Annotated in this window: 19 protein-coding genes; 4 read left to right on the plus strand and 15 right to left on the minus strand. The window is 46.2% G+C overall.

Annotated features, from left to right (window positions below):
- Positions 1-19 precede the first annotated feature (19 nt).
- Positions 20-3,562 carry a transcription-repair coupling factor gene (gene mfd, locus ICV38_RS05125; protein ID WP_215382638.1) on the plus strand — a complete coding sequence of 1,181 codons (3,543 nt, stop codon included), beginning with the start codon at positions 20-22 and terminating at the stop codon, positions 3,560-3,562.
- Between the two features lie 32 nt (positions 3,563-3,594).
- Positions 3,595-4,485 carry a phosphoserine phosphatase SerB gene (serB, locus tag ICV38_RS05130; RefSeq protein ID WP_215382639.1) on the plus strand — a complete coding sequence of 297 codons (891 nt, stop codon included), beginning with the start codon at positions 3,595-3,597 and terminating at the stop codon, positions 4,483-4,485.
- 5 nt (positions 4,486-4,490) lie between these two features.
- Here the strand turns inward: serB and ICV38_RS05135 are convergent, their stop codons facing one another.
- The 7 genes from ICV38_RS05135 to ICV38_RS05165 all read right to left on the minus strand — a co-directional run bounded on the left by ICV38_RS05135 (position 4,491) and on the right by ICV38_RS05165 (position 12,130).
- Entirely contained in the window at positions 4,491-5,675 is a 1,185-nt protein-coding gene (locus tag ICV38_RS05135; protein WP_215382640.1) for an acetyl-CoA C-acyltransferase family protein, read from the minus strand.
- Between the two features lie 80 nt (positions 5,676-5,755).
- Positions 5,756-7,114: a 30S ribosomal protein S12 methylthiotransferase RimO gene (rimO, locus tag ICV38_RS05140; RefSeq protein ID WP_215382641.1), complete on the minus strand. Its 1,359-nt coding sequence runs from the start codon at positions 7,112-7,114 to the stop codon at positions 5,756-5,758.
- Between the two features lie 2 nt (positions 7,115-7,116).
- Positions 7,117-7,677, minus strand: coding sequence for a polyhydroxyalkanoate synthesis repressor PhaR (gene phaR, locus ICV38_RS05145; protein ID WP_215382642.1), 561 nt, complete (start codon positions 7,675-7,677; stop codon positions 7,117-7,119).
- Between the two features lie 110 nt (positions 7,678-7,787).
- On the minus strand, positions 7,788-8,528 hold the full coding sequence (locus tag ICV38_RS05150; protein ID WP_215382643.1) for a 3-ketoacyl-ACP reductase: 741 nt from the start codon (positions 8,526-8,528) through the stop codon (positions 7,788-7,790).
- A gap of 26 nt (positions 8,529-8,554) precedes the next feature.
- Positions 8,555-10,201 (minus strand): class I poly(R)-hydroxyalkanoic acid synthase, encoded by a 1,647-nt coding sequence (phaC, locus tag ICV38_RS05155; RefSeq protein WP_215382644.1) that lies wholly within the window; start codon positions 10,199-10,201, stop codon positions 8,555-8,557.
- Positions 10,202-10,326: 125 nt separating this feature from the next.
- The gene (gene pgeF / locus ICV38_RS05160; RefSeq protein ID WP_215382645.1) at positions 10,327-11,094 is read right to left on the minus strand and encodes a peptidoglycan editing factor PgeF; all 768 of its coding nucleotides are present in this window, start codon (positions 11,092-11,094) and stop codon (positions 10,327-10,329) included.
- Positions 11,087-12,130, minus strand: coding sequence for an RluA family pseudouridine synthase (locus ICV38_RS05165; RefSeq protein WP_251368256.1), 1,044 nt, complete (start codon positions 12,128-12,130; stop codon positions 11,087-11,089). Before ICV38_RS05165 ends, pgeF begins: the two co-directional genes overlap by 8 nt.
- A gap of 20 nt (positions 12,131-12,150) precedes the next feature.
- On the opposite strand from ICV38_RS05165, the gene ICV38_RS05170 reads away from it, so the two are divergent.
- On the plus strand, positions 12,151-13,038 hold the full coding sequence (locus ICV38_RS05170; RefSeq protein ID WP_215382646.1) for an outer membrane protein assembly factor BamD: 888 nt from the start codon (positions 12,151-12,153) through the stop codon (positions 13,036-13,038).
- Between the two features lie 69 nt (positions 13,039-13,107).
- Here the strand turns inward: ICV38_RS05170 and alr are convergent, their stop codons facing one another.
- A complete protein-coding gene (gene alr, locus ICV38_RS05175; protein WP_371819245.1) occupies positions 13,108-14,226 on the minus strand; it encodes an alanine racemase in 1,119 nt (372 codons plus the stop codon).
- 50 nt (positions 14,227-14,276) lie between these two features.
- Between alr and lplT the strand changes: the two genes are divergently transcribed.
- Positions 14,277-15,596 (plus strand): lysophospholipid transporter LplT, encoded by a 1,320-nt coding sequence (lplT, locus tag ICV38_RS05180; RefSeq protein ID WP_215382647.1) that lies wholly within the window; start codon positions 14,277-14,279, stop codon positions 15,594-15,596.
- A 14-nt stretch (positions 15,597-15,610) separates the two neighbouring features.
- Here the strand turns inward: lplT and ICV38_RS05185 are convergent, their stop codons facing one another.
- Genes ICV38_RS05185 through meaB form a run of 7 tightly spaced genes read right to left on the minus strand, consistent with a single transcriptional unit; the run spans position 15,611 to position 22,524 of the window.
- Positions 15,611-16,135 carry a DNA polymerase III subunit psi gene (locus ICV38_RS05185; RefSeq protein ID WP_215382648.1) on the minus strand — a complete coding sequence of 175 codons (525 nt, stop codon included), beginning with the start codon at positions 16,133-16,135 and terminating at the stop codon, positions 15,611-15,613.
- Positions 16,132-16,659 (minus strand): ribosomal protein S18-alanine N-acetyltransferase, encoded by a 528-nt coding sequence (rimI, locus tag ICV38_RS05190; RefSeq protein ID WP_215382649.1) that lies wholly within the window; start codon positions 16,657-16,659, stop codon positions 16,132-16,134. The genes ICV38_RS05185 and rimI overlap by 4 nt, the downstream gene beginning before the upstream one ends.
- The gene (gene tsaB, locus ICV38_RS05195) at positions 16,659-17,390 is read right to left on the minus strand and encodes a tRNA (adenosine(37)-N6)-threonylcarbamoyltransferase complex dimerization subunit type 1 TsaB (RefSeq protein ID WP_256441300.1); all 732 of its coding nucleotides are present in this window, start codon (positions 17,388-17,390) and stop codon (positions 16,659-16,661) included. Before tsaB ends, rimI begins: the two co-directional genes overlap by 1 nt.
- A 36-nt stretch (positions 17,391-17,426) precedes the next feature.
- The gene (locus ICV38_RS05200) at positions 17,427-17,894 is read right to left on the minus strand and encodes a VOC family protein (RefSeq protein WP_215382650.1); all 468 of its coding nucleotides are present in this window, start codon (positions 17,892-17,894) and stop codon (positions 17,427-17,429) included.
- An 11-nt stretch (positions 17,895-17,905) separates the two neighbouring features.
- Positions 17,906-19,930, minus strand: coding sequence for an acetyl-CoA carboxylase biotin carboxylase subunit (gene accC, locus ICV38_RS05205; protein ID WP_215382789.1), 2,025 nt, complete (start codon positions 19,928-19,930; stop codon positions 17,906-17,908).
- A gap of 25 nt (positions 19,931-19,955) precedes the next feature.
- Positions 19,956-21,488: an acyl-CoA carboxylase subunit beta gene (locus ICV38_RS05210; protein ID WP_215382651.1), complete on the minus strand. Its 1,533-nt coding sequence runs from the start codon at positions 21,486-21,488 to the stop codon at positions 19,956-19,958.
- A 10-nt stretch (positions 21,489-21,498) separates the two neighbouring features.
- Positions 21,499-22,524 (minus strand): methylmalonyl Co-A mutase-associated GTPase MeaB, encoded by a 1,026-nt coding sequence (gene meaB / locus ICV38_RS05215; RefSeq protein ID WP_215382791.1) that lies wholly within the window; start codon positions 22,522-22,524, stop codon positions 21,499-21,501.
- Between the last annotated feature and the right edge of the window lie 15 nt (positions 22,525-22,539).

Here is a 22,539-nt window from a genome sequence, read left to right on the forward strand (position 1 = left end):
GATTCTATAATGAGCGTAGATGTCTGATGCATTAAATCTAGTACCCCCCATACCCGCGCCACGGGCTGGGCAGCGCTTTACCTTTTCGGGGCTAGTGGGATCAGCTGATGCGGCTCTCCTCGCTCAATCCGCCCTACGTTATCGCAATGATTTCTCGGTCATGGTCGTTTTCTGCGCTCAGGCGCAGGAAGCCCAAAGGCTCGTTGAAGAAATTCCAGCATTTGCACCACAACTGAAAGTTCGCCTATTACCAGACTGGGAAATCCTTCCTTACGATCACTTTTCCCCACACCAGGATTTAGTGTCAGAGAGACTGGCGACGCTTTATGAGCTGCTGAATGGAAGCTGTGACATTGTTTTAGTTCCTGTGACTACTGCATTACAACGCTTAGGCCCGCCACAATTTTTATCCGGTCATACCTTTTTCTTTCGGCAAGGCGACAAGCTTAATGAAGCGGCATTAAGACTTCAACTGCAACAAGCGGGATACGATCCGGTGAGCGCAGTGATGCGCCCGGGCGAATACAGCATTCGTGGTGGGTTAATTGATTTATTTCCAATGGGCTCGAGTTTGCCCTATCGACTTGATTTATTCGGCGATGAAATTGAACAAATTCGCTCTTTCGATCCAGATACTCAACGCAGCTTGTATCCAGTTAAAGAGGTTCGACTGTTGCCCGGTCATGAATTCCCTTTCAATGATGAGGCACGTACTGCTTTTAGGGGGCGTTGGCGTGAAGTATTTGAAGGTGACCCAACACGGTGCTCAATCTATAAAGATGCGAACCTAGGCATTCCTAGTGCAGGTATTGAGTCTTATCTACCCTTATTCTTTGAAGAGCAATCCAATCTGTTTGATTACTTCCCTAGATCGGGTGATCCAGTATGGTTGGTAAGCATTGGCGATACAGAAGAGAGCATCCGCAGTTTTTGGAAAGACACGCTTTCTCGTTACGAGTTTCTCAAACACGACCTTGATCGACCTATTCTTCCGCCGAAAGAGCTATTTCTTGATGTTGATGAATTCTTTTCTACTGCAAAACCAAATGCAAGATTGGTGTTAGATAACGCAATTAATGAAGCAAATCAATTTTTGCCAGTTCCAGATATAGCTGTACATCGTCGTGATACCGATCCGATTTCCCGTCTACGAGCAGTCGTTTCTCAGGAGAAATTGCGCGTTTTAATATGCAGTGATAGCGCGGGTCGCAAAGAATCCATTCGACAACTACTAGAAGAGAGTAATTCTGTTGCAGGCCAAGATGGCAAGCCTCTCTATCAACTCAAGCCTGAAGGCTTTGAGGGTATCGCTGACTTTGTGAAAAGCGATTCACTATTTGGCCTGGTTACTGCCCCCCTATTTAATGGCTTTTTGTGGCAGGCTGAAAATTTACTAGTTCTTACAGAGGCAGAGTTATTCACCTCGACTGCAAGACAGCGACGTAAAAGCAAGGGTTCAGAAAATGCTGATCCCGACATGCTCTTTAAGGATTTATCGGAGCTTAAGATTGGCGATCCTGTTGTGCATGCAGAGCATGGTATTGGACGATATCAAGGTCTAGTTCTGCTCAATCTAGCGCCGCCCAAGGAAGCACCCATCTTTGAAGAGTTCCTGCATTTGCAATATGCAGGGCAAGCAACCCTTTATGTGCCTGTTCAACAGTTGCAAATGGTTACCCGTTACGCAGGATCGGATCCAGACTCTGCTCCCTTGCATCAGCTTGGCTCAGGTCAATGGGATAAAGCGAAGCGTAAAGCTGCGCAACAAATTCGGGATACTGCTGCAGAGCTATTAGGACTATATGCTGCGAGAGCGATTCGCAAGGGTCATGCCTTTGAATTCTCAGCACACGACTATGCCGCCTTTGCAGAGAGCTTTGGCTTTGAAGAAACACCAGATCAGGCCAATGCAATTGCTGCAGTCATCGGTGATATGACCAGTGGCACACCTATGGACCGGTTGGTCTGTGGTGATGTAGGGTTTGGCAAGACTGAAGTTGCCCTTCGTGCCAGCTTTGTTGCTGTGATGGGCGGAAAGCAAGTAGCTATTCTGGCGCCAACGACCCTACTTGCCGAACAGCATGTTGCTACCTGGAAAGATCGCTTTGCCGACTGGCCTGTGCGTATTGTGGAGTTATCACGTTTTAAAACGACCAAAGAAATTAACGCTGCCCTTGAAGCGATTGTCAAAGGAGATGCAGACATCATCATCGGTACGCATAAATTACTCTCTAAAGAAACTCAGTTTGCTAATTTAGGTTTAGTCATTGTTGATGAAGAACATCGCTTTGGAGTCCGCCAAAAGGATGCGTTGAAAGCTTTACGTGCAGAAGTTGATATCTTGACCCTAACGGCCACGCCGATTCCAAGAACCTTAGGTATGGCTATGGAAGGCTTGCGGGAGTTCTCCATCATTGCTACCGCCCCACAAAAACGGTTGGCTATCAAGACTTTTGTGCGCCGTGAAGGTGATGGCGTCATACGAGAAGCCGTGCTGCGTGAAATCAAACGTGGTGGACAGGTCTACTTTTTACATAATGAAGTCGAAACGATTGAGAATCGTAAGCATGCCTTACAGGAGCTGATTCCTGAAGCTCGCATTAGCGTAGCCCACGGTCAAATGCATGAGCGTGAACTCGAATCCGTGATGCGTGAGTTTGTAACCCAGCGCACAAATATTCTTTTATGCACAACCATCATCGAAACTGGTATTGATGTACCGACCGCAAATACCATCATCATGCATCGCGCTGATAAATTTGGTTTAGCGCAATTACATCAATTACGTGGTCGTGTTGGTCGCTCACACCATCAGGCCTATGCCTATTTGCTGGTTCCAGACCCAGAGGCATTGAGCAAACAAGCACAATTACGTTTGAATGCTATTCAGGCCATGGAAGAACTGGGCTCTGGATTCTATCTAGCGATGCATGATTTGGAGATTCGTGGAGCTGGTGAAGTGCTGGGCGATAAACAATCTGGTGAGATTCATGAAATTGGCTTTCAGCTCTATACCGAAATGCTTAACCGTGCAGTGAAATCATTGCGTAGCGGTAAAGAGCCTGACCTGCTCTCACCCTTGCAAGCCACTACCGATGTAAATCTCGGAGTGCCTGCCCTATTACCCGAAGATTATTGTCCTGATGTTCATGAGCGCTTATCCTTATACAAGCGCTTTGCTGGTTGTAATGATTTTTCTGAACTCATGGGTCTTCGAGAAGAATTGGTCGATCGCTTTGGTGACTTACCGGATCAAGCCAAATCCTTTTACGAGACTCACCGCTTGCGTTTAGAAATGGTTGGTTTTGGTATTAAGAAAATTGATGCCACTCCAGCATCTATCCAGATTCAATTTATTCCGAACCCACCGATTGATCCTCTGAAGATCATTCAATTAATTCAATCCTCAAAACACATTCAATTAAACGGTCAAGACAAATTGAAGGTTCTGCCTCAGAAAGACAGGGAGTTTGACAAGTTAGAGCAACGCCTAGATGCCATTAGACAAGTTTTGCGCCGCCTAAATGAATCTGCAGTTCTGAGCAGCGCCAAAGTCGACTGAGTATTACGCTAGCAATCTACTATCATTAATATATGCAAACGTATCAAACCATAGTTGCCCTGTCTCGAGAGCCCATTGCGGAAAAGCTTGTTTTTGCGCTCAAAGATGTCGCCCTACAGTTCGGCGCTGCACTACATAGTCTTGGCGATCAACTATCAAATGGCACTTATCATTCAGAGCGATGGGAATGCAATCAAGATCTTGTTGTAAGCCAAAGAGAGTCTCTGCGAGCGATTGCAAGTCAATATAAAACAGATCTCTGTTTTCTGAATGCTGGCCTAGTACCGCAAGATATTCGCATTCTTGCAATGGACATGGACTCGACCTTAATCAATATTGAATGCATTGATGAAATTGCCGACTTCACTGGCAAAAAATCCGCTGTCGCAGAAATTACTGAAGCCACAATGCGTGGTGAAATTAAAGATTTCAAAGAGAGTTTGCGTAGACGTGTTGCTTTGCTTGAGGGTGTTCATGCCGATGCTCTAGAGGCAGTCTATCGTGAACGTTTACGCCCCAATCCTGGCGCACTTGAACTTTTGGCCGGCGTCCATGAACGTGGTCTCTACACCCTGCTTGTTTCTGGTGGCTTTACCTTCTTTACCGAAAAACTCCGTCAGCGTTTAGGTTTTAAACAGACGCAAGCTAACACCTTAGAAATCATTGATGGCAAGCTCACGGGGAAAGTTCTTGGAGATATTGTGGATGGCGCAGCTAAAGCAGCATACCTTGACGAAGCTTGTCGCATCCTCGGTTGCTCTAAAGTAAACGCCATCACAATGGGCGATGGCGCTAACGACTTAATCATGATGAATGGTTCAGGCATTAGCGTGGCCTATCAAGCAAAACCTGTAGTCAAAGAAAAAGCCGACGCGGCTTTTGACCATGTCGGCTTAGATGCAGCTTTGCTGCTAATTTCTTAAAGTATTTACATACGCTCGAAGATGGTCGCAATACCCTGACCACCACCGATACACATAGTGACCAAAGCGTATTTGCCTTGTACACGTTGTAACTCATGAATTGCTTTAGTAGCAATGGCAGCACCCGAGCAACCAATTGGATGACCCAATGCAATTGCACCACCGTTCACGTTGGTTTTAGCAGGATCCAAGCCCAAACCTTTGGTCACTGCCAAAGCTTGTGCTGCAAAGGCTTCGTTAGATTCAATTACATCCATCTGATCCAATTTCAAACCAGCGCGCTCTAGAGCAAGCTTGGTTGCAGGGATAGGTCCTTCGCCCATGATGTGATTAGGAACGCCGGCTACCGCATAAGAAACTAAACGAGCAATTGGCTTATGACCGGCTTTCTTCGCCGTTTCAGCATCAGCCAAAACAAAGAATGCAGCACCATCATTAATACCAGAGGCATTGCCAGCGGTTACTGATCCGCCCTCTTTCTTAAATACAGCCTTCATCTTGCTCAATGTTTCCATCGTGGTATCTGGCTTCACATGCTCATCAGTATCAAATACAACTTCACCTTTGCGAGATTTGATAGTGATCGGCACGATCTGTGACTTGAAGCAGCCTTCCTTGATGGCATTTGCAGCACGGCGATGAGACTCAACCGCTAAAGCATCTTGCTCTTCACGTGTCAGTTTCCATTTTTCAACAAGGTTCTCTGCAGTCACACCCATGTGTCCAACACCAAATGGATCCGTTAGTACAGCCACCATGAGGTCGAGCATCTTGGTATCACCCATGCGGGCACCACTGCGCATTGCTGGTGAGCCATACATGCCGCGAGACATGACCTCTACACCACCACCAACACCATAGTCACAATCACCCAACATAATTTGTTGAGCAGTTGTCACGATTGCTTGTAGGCCGGAACTACATAAGCGGTTCAAGGCCATTGCTACAGACTCCATTGTCAAACCAGCTTGAATTGCTGCAACACGTGCAACATAAGCATAACGACTGTCTGTTGGAATGGTGTTGCCAACAGTTACATAATTAATCAGGGCAGGATCAACACCGGAGCGAGTGACCGCCTCTTTCATGACGATTCCGCCAAGTTCAGAAGGTTCGAAACTGCTCAAAGAACCATTAAAGGCGCCAATTGCGGAACGTACTGCACTTAAGACAACGACATCACGACTCATATCAATCCCCTTTACTATGCCTAAAAATTAGGCTTATTTGCACTATCTAAATGACACAAGCAGTATTTTTATAACAATCGTCAAGTTTCGGCTATTAGGTCATGCCCTTGGGAGCTAATGACCGTAGCTCGAATGATTTCACCCGCTCGATAGCGTTTGGAGGGTTTGCTAGGGGGTAAAACCCGCACTAGACCATCAATTTCAGGGGCATCACCAATACTTCGACCAATTCCACCTGATTCGTCCACGCGGTCAATGATGACCTGAATACGCTTACCCACTTTTTTGGATAGGCGTTTGATGGATATTTCTTCTGCTTTAGCCATAAATCTAGCCTTGCGGTCTTCACGAACCTGGTCTGGCACTGGATTATCAAGCTGGTTAGCAAGCGCGCCATCGACTGGTGAATATGCAAAGCAACCAGCCCGATCAATTTGCGCCTCATCCAAGAAATTCAGTAAATACTCAAACTCTGCTTCAGTCTCACCAGGGAATCCAGCAATAAAGGTGCTCCGAATGACTAAATCTGGACATGCTTGTCGCCACGTCAAGATGCGTTCTACATTTTTCTCACCACTTGCTGGACGCTTCATTCTCTTGAGCACATCTGGATGAGCATGCTGCAATGGAATATCAAGATAAGGCAAGACCCCATAACCATGTTCAGAAAATTCTGCCATCAGCGGCAAGATGTCGTCCACATGAGGATATGGGTATACATAGTGAAGTCTGACCCAGGCTTGATGTTCGCGCGCTATTTGATTTAACGCGTTCACTAAATCAAACATTCTGGTTTTTACTGGCTTACCATCCCAAAAGCCAGTGCGATAATGAATATCTACACCATACGCACTAGTGTCCTGCGAGACTACCAACAATTCTTTAACGCCTGACTCAAAGAGACGTTTCGCCTCAAGCAAGACTTCGCCAATTGGACGAGAAACAAGATCGCCACGCAAATTGGGGATGATGCAAAAAGTACAGCGGTGATTGCAACCCTCAGAAATTTTCAAATAAGCATAGTGTTTTGGCGTGAGCTTCACACCAGCGGGCGGAACTAAATCAGTAAAAGGGTCATGTGGCTTAGGTAGGTGCAAGTGAATGGCTTGCATCACCTCATCAGTAGCATGCGGGCCAGTTACAGCAAGGACTTTGGGGTGAATGCTCTGAATCAAATCACTTCCATCGGCATTCTTCCGGGCACCCAAACACCCCGTAACAATCACTTTGCCGTTTTCAGCAAGCGCTTCACCGATTGCAGAAAGACTCTCCTCGACAGCAGAGTCGATAAAGCCACAGGTGTTTACGACAACGAGATCAGCGCCTGAATAATCATCAGCGGTCTCATAACCTTCCGAACTCAGTTGCGTGAGGATGAGTTCAGAATCAACTAAAGCCTTGGGGCAACCCAAGGAAACAAAACCAATTTTTCCAGCCACAACTAATCTTTTTCAGTTTTGCTAGGCTGTGGTGTAAATGGAAAGCTACCAAACATATTGTGAGAGCCTTGCATTTGCTCTTGCATTTTCACAAATAAGTCTTTGCTTTGTTCCATATAGTTGCCCATCAGGCCCTGCATCAGCGGGTTCTGTAGGTTCAACATTTGCGACCAAGCTTCAGGCGTACTACCAGCACCTAAGCCTTTAGTTTGATCACCCAACTTATTGTGAATGTCCACAAAGGACTGCATAGTCTTCTCGAGATAATTTCCCATCAGACCTTGCATGGAATTACCGTAGAAACGAATAATCTGAGAAAGCATTTGGGTTGAGAAGACTGGTGCTCCTCCAGCCTCTTCTTCCAGAATAATTTGCAATAGGATGTTGCGTGTTAAGTCTTCATCTGTCTTAGCATCAACAACCTTAAAACTTTCGTTGGTCATGACTAGACCCTTGATATCTGCCAGAGTCACATAAGTGCTGGTTTGAGTGTCATAAAGACGACGATTTGGGTACTTCTTAATCAGCCGATCTTCACCAGCTCTTTTGGTACGGGTAGCCATTTTTTTCCTTACTGAATACTGCAACGCAACATCAGTGTAGTTTATCTCTAGTTTGACCAAAAGGTAAACAAGCTGTGTTGCGCCCTAACAAAACTGCGTTTTTGGCTAGATTAGCCAGTGTGAATACCGCCATTAAGTGAGAAGTCGGCACCAGTTGCATAGCCACCATCTTCCGATGCAATCCAACAGCAAATGGATGCAATCTCATCCGGAGTGCCCAAACGCTTCACAGGAATGCCGGAAACAATCTTCTCGAGCACGTCCTCACGAATCGCTTTCACCATATCAGTACCGATATAGCCAGGAGATACGGTGTTTACTGTAACGCCCTTAGTCGCCACTTCCTGCGCTAAAGCCATTGTGAAACCATGCAAACCCGCTTTAGCAGTGGAATAGTTACATTGACCGAACTGACCCTTTTGACCATTCACCGAAGAAATATTGATGATGCGACCCCAATTGTTATCAGCCATGCCATCAATCACTTGCTTAGTTACATTAAAAAGTGAATTGAGATTGGTATCTATAACGGCTTTCCAGGCATCTGGAGTCATTTTGCGGAATACGCTATCACGGGTAATGCCTGCGTTATTTACCAATACGTCGACACGACCAACTTCCGCCTTAACCTTGTCAAATGCCGCAACAGTGCTATCCCAGTCAGATACGTTACCCTCTGAGGCAATGAAATCATAGCCAAGAGCCTTTTGCTCACCAAGCCAACGGTCCTTACGCGGTGAATTTGGACCACAACCAGCAATCACCTTAAAACCATCTTTTGCCAAACGCTGGCAAATAGCGGTACCGATTCCACCCATACCACCAGTTACATATGCGACTTTTTGAGACATCACTTTCCCCTTGTAAAAAACCTGTGTTAATTATTCGTTTGCAATTGATCTAAGCTGCTTTTTTCTTTTACGTAAATACCCGGCGCAGCTTCCAACTTTTTATATTTGGCATTACCAAATGTTTTGCTTGCCGGTTTGCGTTCCCCTCCGAATTGCTCTAACCATGCGGTGTAATTTGGCCACCAGCTTCCAGGTATTTGTTTAGCGCCTTCTAACCAAGCTTCGGCTGTGGGCTCAATCTTGTTGTTCTCAAAGTAATAACGTTTGTTCTTAGCAGGAGGATTAATCACTCCTGCAATATGTCCAGAGGCGCCCAATACAAAGCGGTTCTTCCCCTTAAGAATGTGGGTAGATTGGTAGGCAGATTGCCAAGGAACAATATGATCCTCTTGAGATGCATAGAGGTATGCAGGGCATTTGATCTTGCCCAGGTCAATCTTTTCACCGCAAATGGTGACTTTGCCGGGCTTTATCAGATCATTCTGTAAATAGGTGTGACGCAAATACCAGCAATACATATTGCCGGGGAGATTCGTGGAGTCTCCATTCCAATATAAGAGATCAAATGGTGGTGGGGAATTTCCCTTTAAATAGTTCTCAACAACATAGTTCCACACTAAATCATTTGGCCTGAGGAATGAGAAAGTATTACCCAAATCAAGACCAGACATCATTCCGTATTTACCACCCTTGCCGCCGATAGTGTTCTCTCGAAGTTCAACCATGCCTTCATCAATAAAGACGTCTAAGATGCCAGTGTTAGTAAAATCAAGCAAAGTTGTAAACAAGGTCAAGCTAGCTGCAGGATGCTGATCACGTGCAGCCAACACCGCGAGTGCTGAAGTCGTCAAGGTTCCGCCAACGCAGAACCCCAATATATTAATTTGCTTAGATGCACCAATGTCTTGAACCACTTCAATAGCCTTGATGACGCCCTTGCCAACATAATCTTCCCAACTCACTTGGGCCATAGACGCATCTGGGTTCTTCCAAGAGACCAAAAACACTGTATGCCCTTGAGACACCATATGTCTCACTACGGAGTTATCTGGCTGTAAATCTAAGATGTAATACTTATTAATGCATGGGGGCACCATTAAATAAGGTCGCGAGAAAACGGTCTCTGTCAGCGGTGTGTACTGAATTAATTCAAAAAGCTCATTACGAAACACCACATGACCTTCGGTGGTGGCAATATTTTTACCAACTTCAAATGCACTCTCATCGGTAATGGATACTTTGCCCTTTTTCATATCACCCAGTAAATTCACAATCCCTTTTTGAATGGATTGACCTTGTGTACTGATGATGTTCTCAAGGACCTCAGGATTGGTGGCAATGAAATTCGATGGGGACAAGGCATCAATCATTTGCTCTGTAGTGAATAAAATCTTCTGACGGGTTTTCTCATCCGTATCAACCGCTTGAGCTAGAGACAATAAGTGTTTTGAATTGAGCAAATAGGTTGCTGCGATAACCTTGCTCCAAGAGGAGTGCCATGCTTTTCCTGAAAAGCGACGATCTTTGACTTCAATTGCCTCGGGATTTGTCGCAATATGAGCCAACTCAGTGAAATATTCTTTTTGAATTTCAGCTAAGCGCTCTTGTGGAATTAGTGCCATGTGGTGCGGAGCCAAAGAAGGCGTTGCACCAGTGTTCATGCCTGCAAACATAGTTATCTCTTCATTTAAGAGAGACCATTCTGCATCTAGAAGGTATATAGAGTTATACGCAATAACCCTAGCTGTAGAGCTGAGCTAGTAATTACCCTCGGATGAAAGGGTGATAAAAATTGCGATTATTGAGATGGATCAATCCAAATCAGGCTAGCAAACCTTCCAGTCACTCCATCTCGGCGATAGGAAAAAAATTGATTGGCTTGTGTCACAGCACAAAAATCACCACCATCAATCTGATGCACGCCTATAGATTGAAGTCTACTGCGCGCCAAAGAATAGATATTGGCTAAATACTTTCCTGGCTTTTGCGGAATCGAAGTGAAAGCATCTTCCGAGTAGGGAATTCCAGATTCATTGAAGGCTTGCACAACATCCTGCCCAACCTCGAAAGCCAAAGGACCAATTGCAGGGCCTAGCCAGGCCACTACTTCACTTGCGTCATCCTCATCTGCCGATAGGCTACGCATAGTTTTGACCGTATTCTCTAGCACTCCAGCACATAGACCCCGCCAGCCAGCATGGGCTGCACCAATAACTGTTCCGCTCTGATTGGAAAACAGAACTGGTAAACAATCAGCCGTCATGATGGAAAGTACTTCACCAGGAATATTGCTCACAATGGCATCAGCTTCGCTACACCGTTCAGATGGCGTGCTTACTCTAGTCCCATGCACCTGAGTTAACCACAGAGGCTCTCCTGGAAGATAGCTTCTTAATAGCTCTCTATTTTTAGAAACATTCCCAGGTAAGTCCCCAACATGATTTCCTAGGTTTAGAGAATCATAGGGAGCGCCGCTGATACCCCCAACTCTAGTAGTCACCAAAGTTTGAATGGATGCTGGAGCATTCCAATTCGGCTTAATAAAGCTAGCCTGCAAATTAGTCATGTGAGCGTTCATTCTGAATAGACGCCAGCACAACAGATTCTTGAGGCAAATCGGCTTCAGTCATACCCACCTGAGTTAACAGAACCATCAGGTCTGCTGGAGGCAAGCGAAACCAGCTGCTGAGCTCGTTAGTAACCGGATGCTGAAGGTTTAGGGCAAAGGCATGCAGTGCCTGTCGTTCAAATGGAAGTGACTGGGCGACTCCAGGAGTCTTTTTGCGATAGACGGGGTCACCAAGCAAAGGAAATCCAAGAGACTCAAGGTGTACTCGAATTTGATGAGTGCGCCCCGTCTCTAGACGGCACTCGAGCAAAGCCACCGGCGATTCATTAAATGCACCCCTGGCCAAGCGCCGAAATAAAGTTGCGGCAGGCTTACCTTGCGGACTGCCTGCAGCCATTTTTAAGCGATCGCGTTGATCACGCCCAACACTTGCAAGCACTTTCCCTTGGCTTGGCGCTTCCCCCCAAACCCAAGATAAATACCGCCGCCCCACTGTTCTGTCCTGAAGCTGTCTGACTAGTGAGGTTTGTGCTTGCGCGGTTCTGGCAACGACCATCAAACCAGAAGTATCTTTATCTAGGCGATGAACAATTCCTGCGCGGGGCAAGGATTTAAGTTCTGGATATCTAAATAAGAGGCCATTTAATAAAGTGCCTGACCAATTTCCTGCGGCTGGGTGAACTACTAAACCGGCAGGCTTATTGATCACAATCATTGCATCATCTTCGTAGACCACATCCAAGGGAATGTCTTCTGGGCTAAAGGCAAACTGCTCGGGCATCTCCTGTGGAAACACCTTAATACTCTCTCCACCTCTAAGCAAATAACGAGCTTTAGTCACTTTGCCATCAACCATCACCGCCCCGGCTTCCACCCATGTTTTGAGGCGATTTCGAGAATAATCCGGCAAAGAGCCTGCTAGCACCTTGTCTAGACGCTCGCCAGCCATCTCCATGGGGATTTCCAGGGAGATGAAATCCTCTTCATCGATATAATCAATGGGATTCGAATCAGGAGTTTGCGGCAATGCCACGCTTAAAGAGCCTTTCAGTTATGTCCGACGTAATATCAGACGCCAGTTTAAGGCTTGCTGGGTCATTAGCCCCTCAAAAATTTCCTACCCGTAATGGCATAGGTTTATTTGGCATCCTCTTTTTAGCCATATGCTCTTCAATTTTATTAAGTGCATGTGCCGGTAGCGATGGTCAAAAAGACGATACCGATATTTGGTCTGAATCCAAGCTTTACTCTGAAGCAACCGATAAATTAAACGATGGTGACTTTGCAAAGTGCGGCAAGTACTTTGACAAGCTAGAGGCCCGCTTTCCTTTTGGACCTTATTCACAGCAAGCGCAAATTAATGCTGCATATTGCTATTGGAAAGCACAAGAACAAACTCAAGCCCTGGTAGCGATCGATCGTTTCATTAAATTGCATCAAGGTAGCCCAACGCTTGATTATGCGTACTACTTGAAAGGCCTGATTACATTTAATGATGATCTTGGCTGGTTGGGTAAATTTACCGGTCAAGACTTAAGTGAGCGCGACCCTAAAGCAGCCAAAGAAGCATTTGAATCTTTCAAGACTGTGGTTGAACGTTTTCCTGATAGCAAGTACGCACCAGACTCATTGGATCGGATGCGCTATATCGTCAATTCTCTCGCTGAGGCTGATGTCATCGTGGCGCGCTTCTATTACCAGCGCGGCGCCTATCTTGCCTCTGCAAACCGTGCACAGCTCGTGATTCGTGATTACGATCGTGCTCCTGCGGTTGAAGAAGCGCTCTATATATTGACAAAGTCTTATGAAAAACTGGGTATGACACAGCTCAGCAACGATACAGCTCGCGTATTTAAACTGAACTTCCCGGATAGTCAGATGATGGAAACTGGCCAACGCGTGCAAAAAGAACGTAAGTGGTGGCAGATCTGGAATAAGTAATTTTTTGATTTGCGTCACATGAGCAGATATGAAAAATCCTCTGTAAAAGAGAATTTTTATTTTGAACGCTCAAATGATTTTGACGGGCACTCTAGGGGCTACAGCGCAGAGTAATTCGTATCCAATGGTATCGCTCATATGCGCAACTTGATCCACAGGCACTTGATCACCCCAAAGCTGAACAACACTTCCAATCTTTGCACGTGGGGCATTACGCAAATCCACAGTGAGCATATCCATCGAAACACGGCCAACGATAGGACAGATCACACCGCCAGACTTGCCATCATGAATCCAAACTGGTGTGCCATCCTTAGCATGTCGCGGATATCCATCAGCATAGCCACAAGCAACAACACCCACTCTCATTGGCTCTAATGCAACATAACGACCACCATAACCAATGCGTTCACCCGCTTGCAATTCTTGAATACCAATGATTTCACTGTGCAATTGCATTACCGCTTTAAGATGAGCGTCTTCAATATCGGCATGCAAACCTGTCGGTGACGCCCCATAGAGCATGATGCCTGGGCGAACCCAGTCACCTAATGCGTTACGATGCCATAAAATTGCTGCAGAGTTTGCCAAGGAAGTTGGGCCTTCTAGGCCCTCAATGGTTTGATTAAATAATTCTTGTTGACTACCAACAGTAGGCTGCTGGCTCACCTGATCGGCATTGGCAAAGTGGGTCATATGATGCATGCGATATCCTGCAGCATGCAATCGATGAAAAGCGGTTCTGTATGCAGCCGGTTTCAGACCTAAGCGATTCATGCCGGTATTCATTTTCAGAAAGACACTAGTTGGCTTGTGGACTTTATCCGCGTAGCGCTCTAGCCATTCGATCTGGGCTTCAGAATGGACCACTAAATCACAATGCAATTCCTGAGCCAGATCCAATTCATTTTCATGAAATAAGCCCTCCAGGAGCAAAATGCGACCTTCCCAGCCATGCTCTCTGAGCCAGGCAGCATCTTGGATATCTAGTAGCGCAAAACCATCGGTAGATGCCAAACCCTTGAGGGCGGCATCAAAACAGTGGCCATATGCCCGAGCCTTGATGACAGCCCAAATTTTGGACTCCGGGGCAAGCCCTCGAACCCGGTTTAAGTTATGCTGAAAGGCCTGTGTATGAATAGATGCCAAAATTGGTCTATTAATCAAACTATTAGCCGAAGCACCCATTTCTACCCCTCCTTTCATGTTTTAATTGTATTAATGACTAGATTGTACGAATGAACCGTAGTTTTTACATCATTATGGCGGCGCAATTTTTTTCGTCGCTTGCTGATAACGCCCTGCTAATTGCAGCAATTGCCCTATTGGCCCAGCTTAGCGCTCCGGCCTGGATGACCCCTTTACTCAAATTATTCTTTGTATTGTCCTACGTGCTGCTTGCAGCATTCGTAGGGGCTTTTGCAGACTCCCGCCCCAAGGGTAACGTCATGTTCATTACAAACACTATTAAGTTTGTTGGCTGCGTGGCGATGCTCTTTGGTGGACACCCATTACTCTCTTACGCAATCGTTGGTCTTGGAGCTGCTGCATATTCACCAGCGAAATACGGAATCCTCACTGAATTGCTCCCACCTGAAAAATTAGTCGCAGCCAATGGCTGGATTGAAGGTCTTACTGTTGGCTCCATTATTTTGGGAACGGTAATGGGTGGTGTACTGATCAGCAGCACTGTTTCTCAAAGCCTCTTGGCCTTAGATATCCCAAGCATGGATACCGGTATCGATACTCCAGCCGAGTCTGCCATCCTGATCATCATGATGATTTATGTCATCGCCGCCCTCATAAACCTCAAGATCCCCGATACTGGCGCTCGCTATGTTTCTCAAAAAACCAATCCAGTAGCACTCATTAAGGATTTCGCGATTTGCTTTAAGACTCTTTGGGATGATCGCCTCGGACAAATCTCCTTAGCGGTAACTACCTTATTTTGGGGTGCTGGTGCAACCTTGCAGTTTATTGTAATTAAATGGGCACAAGTCGCTCTGCACATGACACTCTCTCAAGGCGCAATCTTGCAAGCAATCTCTGCTGTAGGTGTGGCTGGCGGTGCTGTATGGGCTGCATGGCGCGTCCCCTTACGTAATTCACTTAACGTCCTGCCTTATGGCATTGCTATGGGACTCGTTGTCTGCGTGATGGCGATTTATAACTCTGACATGCTCCCTGCTGCGACTCTATTTAGTATTGGCAAATTACAAGTGAACTTAAATCTTTTGCCAGCATATTCTTTGCTCATTTTGGTAGGCTGGTTAGCAGGATATTTTGTAGTGCCGATGAATGCACTTTTACAGCATCGTGGTCACGTATTGATGTCTGCTGGCCATTCAATTGCAGTGCAAAACTTTAATGAAAATATTTCTGTTTTAGCAATGTTAGCAATCTACTCATTACTGATCTGGCTCGATCTACCAGTTCAATATGTGATTATTGGCTTTGGCTTGGTAGTGAGCCTAATCATGTGGATGGTGATTCAGCGTCATGTTCGCAACCAAGCAGAGTATGACTCGATGCATCTCATCGGCGAACATAAGCACTAAGACTTCGCTGATTACTAAATGTTTTGAAGTACGGATTTAGCCAGCAACAGATCTTGCCAGAGCATGGCCTTCTCTTTGGACTTCGTTGCGAGCTGAGCAAGATCAAAACTAGCAACTACTGGTATCTCATCGTCGTTTCCAGTATTTAATGCCAGGATGGTCTCACGCAATTGCGGCAATGGATCACGCTCACCAGTAATCTTTTGTGCAGTTGGTCCACCAAAAGCGAATGCAACTACCGGCATGCCATTTTCAGGTAACTGAATTTTAGAAAGGTTGTCACCGGGGTTTTTCCATGACCACTCATTACTCGCCAATCCCAGAACTCGAATCAGATTCTGAAACAATAATTGAGCATCACCTAGAGGTTGAGCTCCAAAGAACCACCAATGGGCTCTTGGAGCATTTGGAGTGTGACCTACAGCAGCCTCTTCCGTTGCTACAGGATTGCTAGAGACTGCCTCAGGAGCAGTCCCGTCACGGGCGACCCACTCGGTAATCCCCATCTCTTTTAAGAAGCTTGAATGCGTATTGCTCATGCCTCTAGCTTAATCGATTTAGCCATCACAAGCGCATCTTCCCGATCACCCGACCCTGGATTGGCAGGATAATAGTTTTTACGGACACCAATTTGCTCGTAACCCAGTTTTTGGTAGAGCGCTAAGGCTGATTCGTTAGTTGGTCTAACCTCCAAAATGATGCGGGGCATGTTTTGTTGGGCTGCTACACCCTCAATGGCCGCCATCATGCGAGATCCTATTCCTAACTTGCGCAGCTTTGGTGAAACCGTAATGTTAAGCAGATGTAGCTCATCTACCGCAGGAAATAAGATGCAGTAAGCCCAAAGAACAGATGGGTCTAAAAAGGTTCCAGTCTGTGTATTGTTTTGATCAGTTTGCGGTCGAATACAGTAAGCCCAATGACCGGCTGCCAATGAATCTGAGAAATTGCCCCTGGTCCACGGATGAATGTGCGATACAGCTTCAATAGCAAGCACCTCATCTAGGTCGGCCACATGCATCGGCATAAAGGACAGCTCAGCTCCATTTTGCTTTACAGCCATTACTGCTGAACCTTTTTAAAAGCAATTTCTCGCTCATCAGTTGTTAAAGCAACCTTATTGCGAACATAAAGCGGCTCCAAATCAGTAACCGAAATTTGCCGACCTAAGGTCATCATCTCTTTAGCGCAATCCAAAATACCTAATGCACTAATACTGACATCTGGATCGAGGCAATCAAGGGGTAATGAATGATTCATAAACAGCCTATCGCCATAAGCTTTAACGGCGCTACCTGCGATATAGCCAACGCCATCCAATTGAATCTCTTCTGGCTTAGTTAGATGAATATCCCCCAATCGCTTGGACAATCCTGCTGAATTTTCGGTCTCATACTTTGCCCAGTAAATTTCATCTATACGAGCATCAATAGCAACAACAAAATAGACTGGCTTGATCTTGGTAAATTGTTTCGTTGTAATTACTTGAGCAGCAATGGCATCCAAACTAGCAACTGGCACAACCGATACATTTGCAGCGATTGCAAGACCCTGAACTACTGCAACCCCTAATCTCACCCCCGTAAATGCACCGGGACCAATACCAACTGCAATGGCATCAAGCGTAGAGAGCGCTTGGTTTGATGCTCTGAGTAAATCCTCGATCCATGGAAGTAAAAGTTGGCTAGCGCCAGCCGACACTAATTCGTGTCGGAGTTCAGGCGCTTTATCACCTAAAGACAAAGCCACCGAACACCACGCTGACGAGGTATCGATGGCCAATATTCGCGTCAATTCAGACTCGCTTGTTTATTTGGCTAGAAACCCAAATTATGAACGCAATCCTGCAATTACTTCCGGTGGCGCTTGTACCAACTCAATCAGGACACCTTCACCACTGATGGGAAAGTCATCATTACCCTTAGGGTGAACAAAAGTGATATCGTGTCCGCCCGCACCCTTACGAATACCGCCCGGAGCAAAGCGCAGGCCATTGGCTGATAGCCACTCCACGGCCTTAGGCAGATCATCCACCCATAAACCAATATGGTTGAGCGGTGTTTGGTGAACCGCAGGCTTTTTATTAATATCCAAGGGTTGCATAAGATCAACTTCAACCTCATTTACCCCTGTGCCTATCGCACAAATATCCTCATCAACGTTTTCACGCTCTGAGACAAAAGTGCTCTTGTATTCAAAGCCGAGCATATCGACCCAGAGTTTCTTGAGGCGATCCTTATTCTCACCACCAATTGCAATTTGCTGAATACCTAAAATTTTGAATGGCTTAGCTGTCATAATCATCCTGCTTATTCAAAACGAATGATGAGTTGATCAACCGCCAAGCTGTCACCCTCTATAGCGCAGATCTCAGAAACTACGCCATCTTGAGCTGCCGAAATGGTATTTTCCATTTTCATTGCTTCTATAGAGGCAAGCTTTTGACCGGCAGTAACCGCTTCACCAACCTTGACTGCGATCTTGGTTAATAAGCCTGGCATTGGAGACATGACTAACTTCGATGTATCTGGCGGCAACTTCACAGGCATACGACGTTGCAACTCTGCTCCGAGGGGGCTGAGCACCATACATTCATAATGCGCGCCATCGAGTACCAGATAGTAACGAACGCCTTTACGCTCTACTTGGGTTGTTACCTTGCTGGTGCGATTAATGGTTGCATGCAAAGCAAGCTGTCCTGGACGCCAATTGCTCTCAATGTCATAACGACTGACGCCATCAGCATCATCAATATAAACAGAGTAAATGCCGTCTTTTAGTTCAATGCGTACCGGCTCTTCATATGGATCATTCATCGAGCCCGTCTTTTTGCCGGTCACTACAACAAATTTCTTGGCTATCACCATCTCATGACCAGCCAATTGACCGTCAATCATCTTGATGTGCTCAAGATAGCGATAACGCATGAATGCCGCTAAGGCAGCAAGGCGCTTCGGATCTGCAGGTTGCACAGAATCTTTCTTGAAGCCTTCTGGGTACTCCTCTGCAATAAAGCCAGTGGTGAAATCGCCGTTTACAAAACGAGGATGTTGCAATAAAGCAGCTTGGAATGGGATATTCGAATGAATACCGCGAATCACAAAGTCATTTAATGCCGAGCGCATTTTCTCAATTGCCTCTGTACGATCTTTACCGTGGACGATTAATTTCGCAATCATGGAGTCGTAATACATCGGAATCTCACCGCCCTCATAAACACCAGTATCGACACGCACCCCATTAACTGACTCTGGTGGACGATACTTCACTAGACGACCAGTAGATGGCAAGAAGTTGCGGAATGGATCATCGGCATTGATGCGGCACTCCATTGACCAACCATCAAGCTTCACATCCTCCTGTTTGAATGCTAGTTTCTCTCCGGCTGCAACGCGAATCATCTGCTCAACCAAATCTAGGCCGGTAATGCTCTCGGTTACTGGATGCTCAACCTGCAGGCGGGTGTTCATTTCTAGGAAGTAGAAAGACTTATCCTTACCAACCACAAATTCGACCGTACCAGCTGATTGATAGTTCACCGCTTTAGCGAGGGCAACCGCTTGTTCGCCCATTGCTTTACGGGTTGCGGGATCAATAAATGGAGATGGCGCCTCTTCGATCACTTTTTGGTGACGACGTTGAATGGAGCAATCACGCTCATTCAAATACACCACGTTGCCATGTGAATCGCCCAAGACCTGAATCTCAATATGACGAGGACCTTCCACGAACTTCTCAATAAAGATGCGATCATCGCCAAAGCTATTCATTGCTTCGGTCTTACAAGCTGCAAAACCTTCAGCAGCCTCTTTGTCATTGAAGGCAACCCGCAAGCCTTTACCACCGCCACCCGCTGATGCCTTAATCATGACTGGATAACCAATGCCTTGTGCAATCTTCACCGCCTCTTCATTGGTATCAATCGCTTCGTTATGCCCTGGGATGGTGTTGACCTTAGCTTCTAGAGCAAGCTTTTTAGAGGCGATCTTGTCTCCCATTGCTGCAATGGATTGATGCTTAGGCCCAATAAAGACAATACCCTCTTCTTCGCAACGTTTAGCAAATTGCTCGTTCTCGGATAAAAATCCATAGCCTGGGTGAACTGCTTCAGCCCCAGTATCTTTACATGCCTGAATGATGCGATCCATCACGAGATAGGATTCACGTGAAGGTGCAGGTCCAATATAAATCGCTTCGTCGGCCATTTGAACGTGACGCGCCTCTTTATCCGCCTCAGAATAGACGGCAACAGTCTTAATGCCCATCTTCTGGGCAGTTTTCATGACCCGGCAAGCAATCTCGCCGCGGTTAGCAATCAAAATTTTCTTAAACATTTTCGTAGTCATTGTTTGGGCGCCTTTACAGAGGAATGTTGCCGTGTTTACGCGCAGGATTCTTCAACTCTTTATCTTTGAGCATGGCTAGTGAACGAGCAATACGTTTGCGAGTCTCATGAGGCAGGATGACGTCATCAATATAGCCACGACGTCCAGCCACGAATGGATTTGCAAATTTCGCCTTGTATTCCGCTTCACGAGCTGCAATCTTCTGTGGATCAGACTTCTCTTCTCGGAAGATAATTTCTACAGCGCCTTTAGGGCCCATGACAGCAATCTCAGCTGAAGGCCAAGCAAAGTTCACATCGCCACGCAAATGCTTTGAAGCCATCACATCATAAGCACCACCATAGGCCTTACGAGTAATCAAGGTAACTTTTGGTACGGTGCAATCGGCATAGGCATAGAGCAACTTAGCGCCATGTTTAATAATGCCGCCATACTCTTGAGCAGTTCCCGGCATAAAGCCTGGTACGTCAACTAAGGTCACCACGGGAATATTAAAAGCATCACAGAAGCGGACAAAACGCGCTGCTTTGATCGAAGCCTTGATATCTAAGCAACCAGCTAGCACTAGTGGTTGATTGGCAACAATACCAATTGAGCGACCTTCAATGCGAGCAAAACCAATCACGATATTTTTGGCATAATCAGGTTGCAGCTCAAAGAACTCACCATCATCCACAATCTTCTCAATCAACTCTTTCATATCGTAAGGTTGATTTGGATTAGATGGCACCAAAGTATCTAAGGAGAAATCTGGCTCTTCAGTGCGATTTGCGCCCTTTATAAGCGGTGGTTTTTCACGGTTAGAGAGTGGTAAGTAGTTGAAGAAACGACGCAGCATCATGATTGCGTCCACATCATTATCAAAAGCCAAGTCGCAAACTCCTGACACTGTCGAATGCGTTACGGCACCACCTAACTCTTCAGAAGTCACATCTTCATGTGTCACAGTTTTGACTACTTCAGGGCCTGTAACAAACATGTAAGAGCTGTCTTTCACCATAAAAATGAAGTCAGTCAACGCAGGTGAATACACCGCGCCGCCAGCCGATGGCCCCAGGATTAAGGAAATCTGTGGAATCACACCAGAGGCTGTCACATTGCGCTGGAAGATCTCGGCATAACCACCCAAGGAAGCGACACCTTCCTGAATACGAGCACCGCCTGAGTCATTTAATCCAATGACTGGAGCACCCACTTTCAGCGCTTGATCCATGATCTTGCAAATCTTTTCAGCATGAGCTTCGGATAATGAGCCACCAAGAACGGTAAAGTCCTGTGAGAACACAAATACCAAACGACCATTAATCATTCCGTAACCGGTAACCACACCATCGCCTGGCACAGTTTGATCACTCATGCCAAAGTCATAGCAACGATGCTCAACGAACATATCCCACTCTTCGAATGTGCCAGCATCAAGCAAGAGCTCAATACGCTCACGGGCTGTTAACTTGCCCTTTGCATGCTGAGCCTGAATACGCTTTTGCCCACCGCCTAAGCGTGCTAGCTCGCGCTTTGCTTCCAGTTGTTGAATGATTTCCTTCATTACCGACTCCTTAGAAAAATTCATGCCCCATGGATTCCAGTAGACGTCTTGCTGCTACTGAAGGCGCCATGGTTCCTTGATTAACTTGTGCCACTAGACTTGGTAGAAGCGATTGAACCGCTTCGTTACTACGAAATGCATTCTTTAGTCCAGCGTCAATGCGGTCCCACATCCAGGCGCCTGCCTGTTGCTTGCGACGGGAATCAAACTTGCCATTGGCTCGCTGGAGCTTTTCGAAATGCGCTACCTTATCCCATAATTCAGGAACGCCTTTACCTTCCAGCGCACTTAAAGTCATCACCGTTGGGTGCCAATAATCTTCATTGTGCGAAGCGTGATCTGGATTTCCTTGAAAGCCAAGCAATCTCAGTGAGCTTGTAATAAACAGTTGCGCCCGCATGGCTGCATCCGGATCGAGATCCACTTTATTGATCACAATCAGATCAGCAATCTCCATCACGCCTTTTTTGATTGCCTGCAAATCATCTCCAGCGTTTGGTAACTGCAAGAGCAAAAACATATCAGTCATGCCGGCTACCGCAATTTCACTTTGGCCAACGCCAACAGTTTCAACAATGATGATGTCAAAGCCAGCAGCTTCAGCGACCAACATTGCTTCACGGGTTTTTTCAGCAACGCCACCTAGTGTTAGTGAAGATGGGCTCGGACGAATGAATGCGTTCTCGAGAACAGATAGACGCTCCATGCGGGTTTTATCACCCAGAATTGAGCCACCAGATAAGCTTGAGGATGGATCGATTGCCAAAACAGCAACACGATGCCCTTTTTCAATTAACTGAAGCCCAAGGGTTTCAATCAGAGTGGACTTTCCAACGCCGGGCACACCAGAAATACCCAAGCGAAAGGATTTACCCGTTTTAGGTAAGAGCGTATTGAGTACTTCATCAGCACGCTTGCGATGATCTAGACGCGTTGATTCCAGCAATGTAATAACCTTAGCTAGGGCACGTCGCTGTTTAAGCGATGGTGCACCGGTCAGATCATTTACTAATGCAAGATCAGCGGCTTCGAGCATGCTCATCAGTCAGTT

It is taken from the genome of Polynucleobacter sp. MG-6-Vaara-E2, from assembly GCF_018687695.1.
Taxonomy (GTDB): domain Bacteria; phylum Pseudomonadota; class Gammaproteobacteria; order Burkholderiales; family Burkholderiaceae; genus Polynucleobacter.

Coding starts and splice junctions, on each gene's coding strand:
- meaB (WP_215382791.1), bottom strand. CDS start 22,524: ATGCTCGAAGCCGCTGATCTTGCATTAGTAAATGATCTGACCGGTGCA.
- ICV38_RS05150 (WP_215382643.1), bottom strand. CDS start 8,528: ATGTCTCAAAAAGTCGCATATGTAACTGGTGGTATGGGTGGAATCGGT.
- ICV38_RS05210 (WP_215382651.1), bottom strand. CDS start 21,488: ATGAAGGAAATCATTCAACAACTGGAAGCAAAGCGCGAGCTAGCACGC.
- serB (WP_215382639.1), top strand. CDS start 3,595: ATGCAAACGTATCAAACCATAGTTGCCCTGTCTCGAGAGCCCATTGCG.
- ICV38_RS05135 (WP_215382640.1), bottom strand. CDS start 5,675: ATGAGTCGTGATGTCGTTGTCTTAAGTGCAGTACGTTCCGCAATTGGC.
- lplT (WP_215382647.1), top strand. CDS start 14,277: ATGAACCGTAGTTTTTACATCATTATGGCGGCGCAATTTTTTTCGTCG.
- accC (WP_215382789.1), bottom strand. CDS start 19,930: ATGTTTAAGAAAATTTTGATTGCTAACCGCGGCGAGATTGCTTGCCGG.
- alr (WP_371819245.1), bottom strand. CDS start 14,226: ATGGGTGCTTCGGCTAATAGTTTGATTAATAGACCAATTTTGGCATCT.
- pgeF (WP_215382645.1), bottom strand. CDS start 11,094: ATGACTAATTTGCAGGCTAGCTTTATTAAGCCGAATTGGAATGCTCCA.
- ICV38_RS05200 (WP_215382650.1), bottom strand. CDS start 17,894: ATGACAGCTAAGCCATTCAAAATTTTAGGTATTCAGCAAATTGCAATT.
- ICV38_RS05170 (WP_215382646.1), top strand. CDS start 12,151: ATGTCCGACGTAATATCAGACGCCAGTTTAAGGCTTGCTGGGTCATTA.
- rimI (WP_215382649.1), bottom strand. CDS start 16,659: ATGGCTGTAAAGCAAAATGGAGCTGAGCTGTCCTTTATGCCGATGCAT.
- mfd (WP_215382638.1), top strand. CDS start 20: ATGTCTGATGCATTAAATCTAGTACCCCCCATACCCGCGCCACGGGCT.
- phaR (WP_215382642.1), bottom strand. CDS start 7,677: ATGGCTACCCGTACCAAAAGAGCTGGTGAAGATCGGCTGATTAAGAAG.
- ICV38_RS05185 (WP_215382648.1), bottom strand. CDS start 16,135: ATGAGCAATACGCATTCAAGCTTCTTAAAAGAGATGGGGATTACCGAG.
- phaC (WP_215382644.1), bottom strand. CDS start 10,201: ATGTTTGCAGGCATGAACACTGGTGCAACGCCTTCTTTGGCTCCGCAC.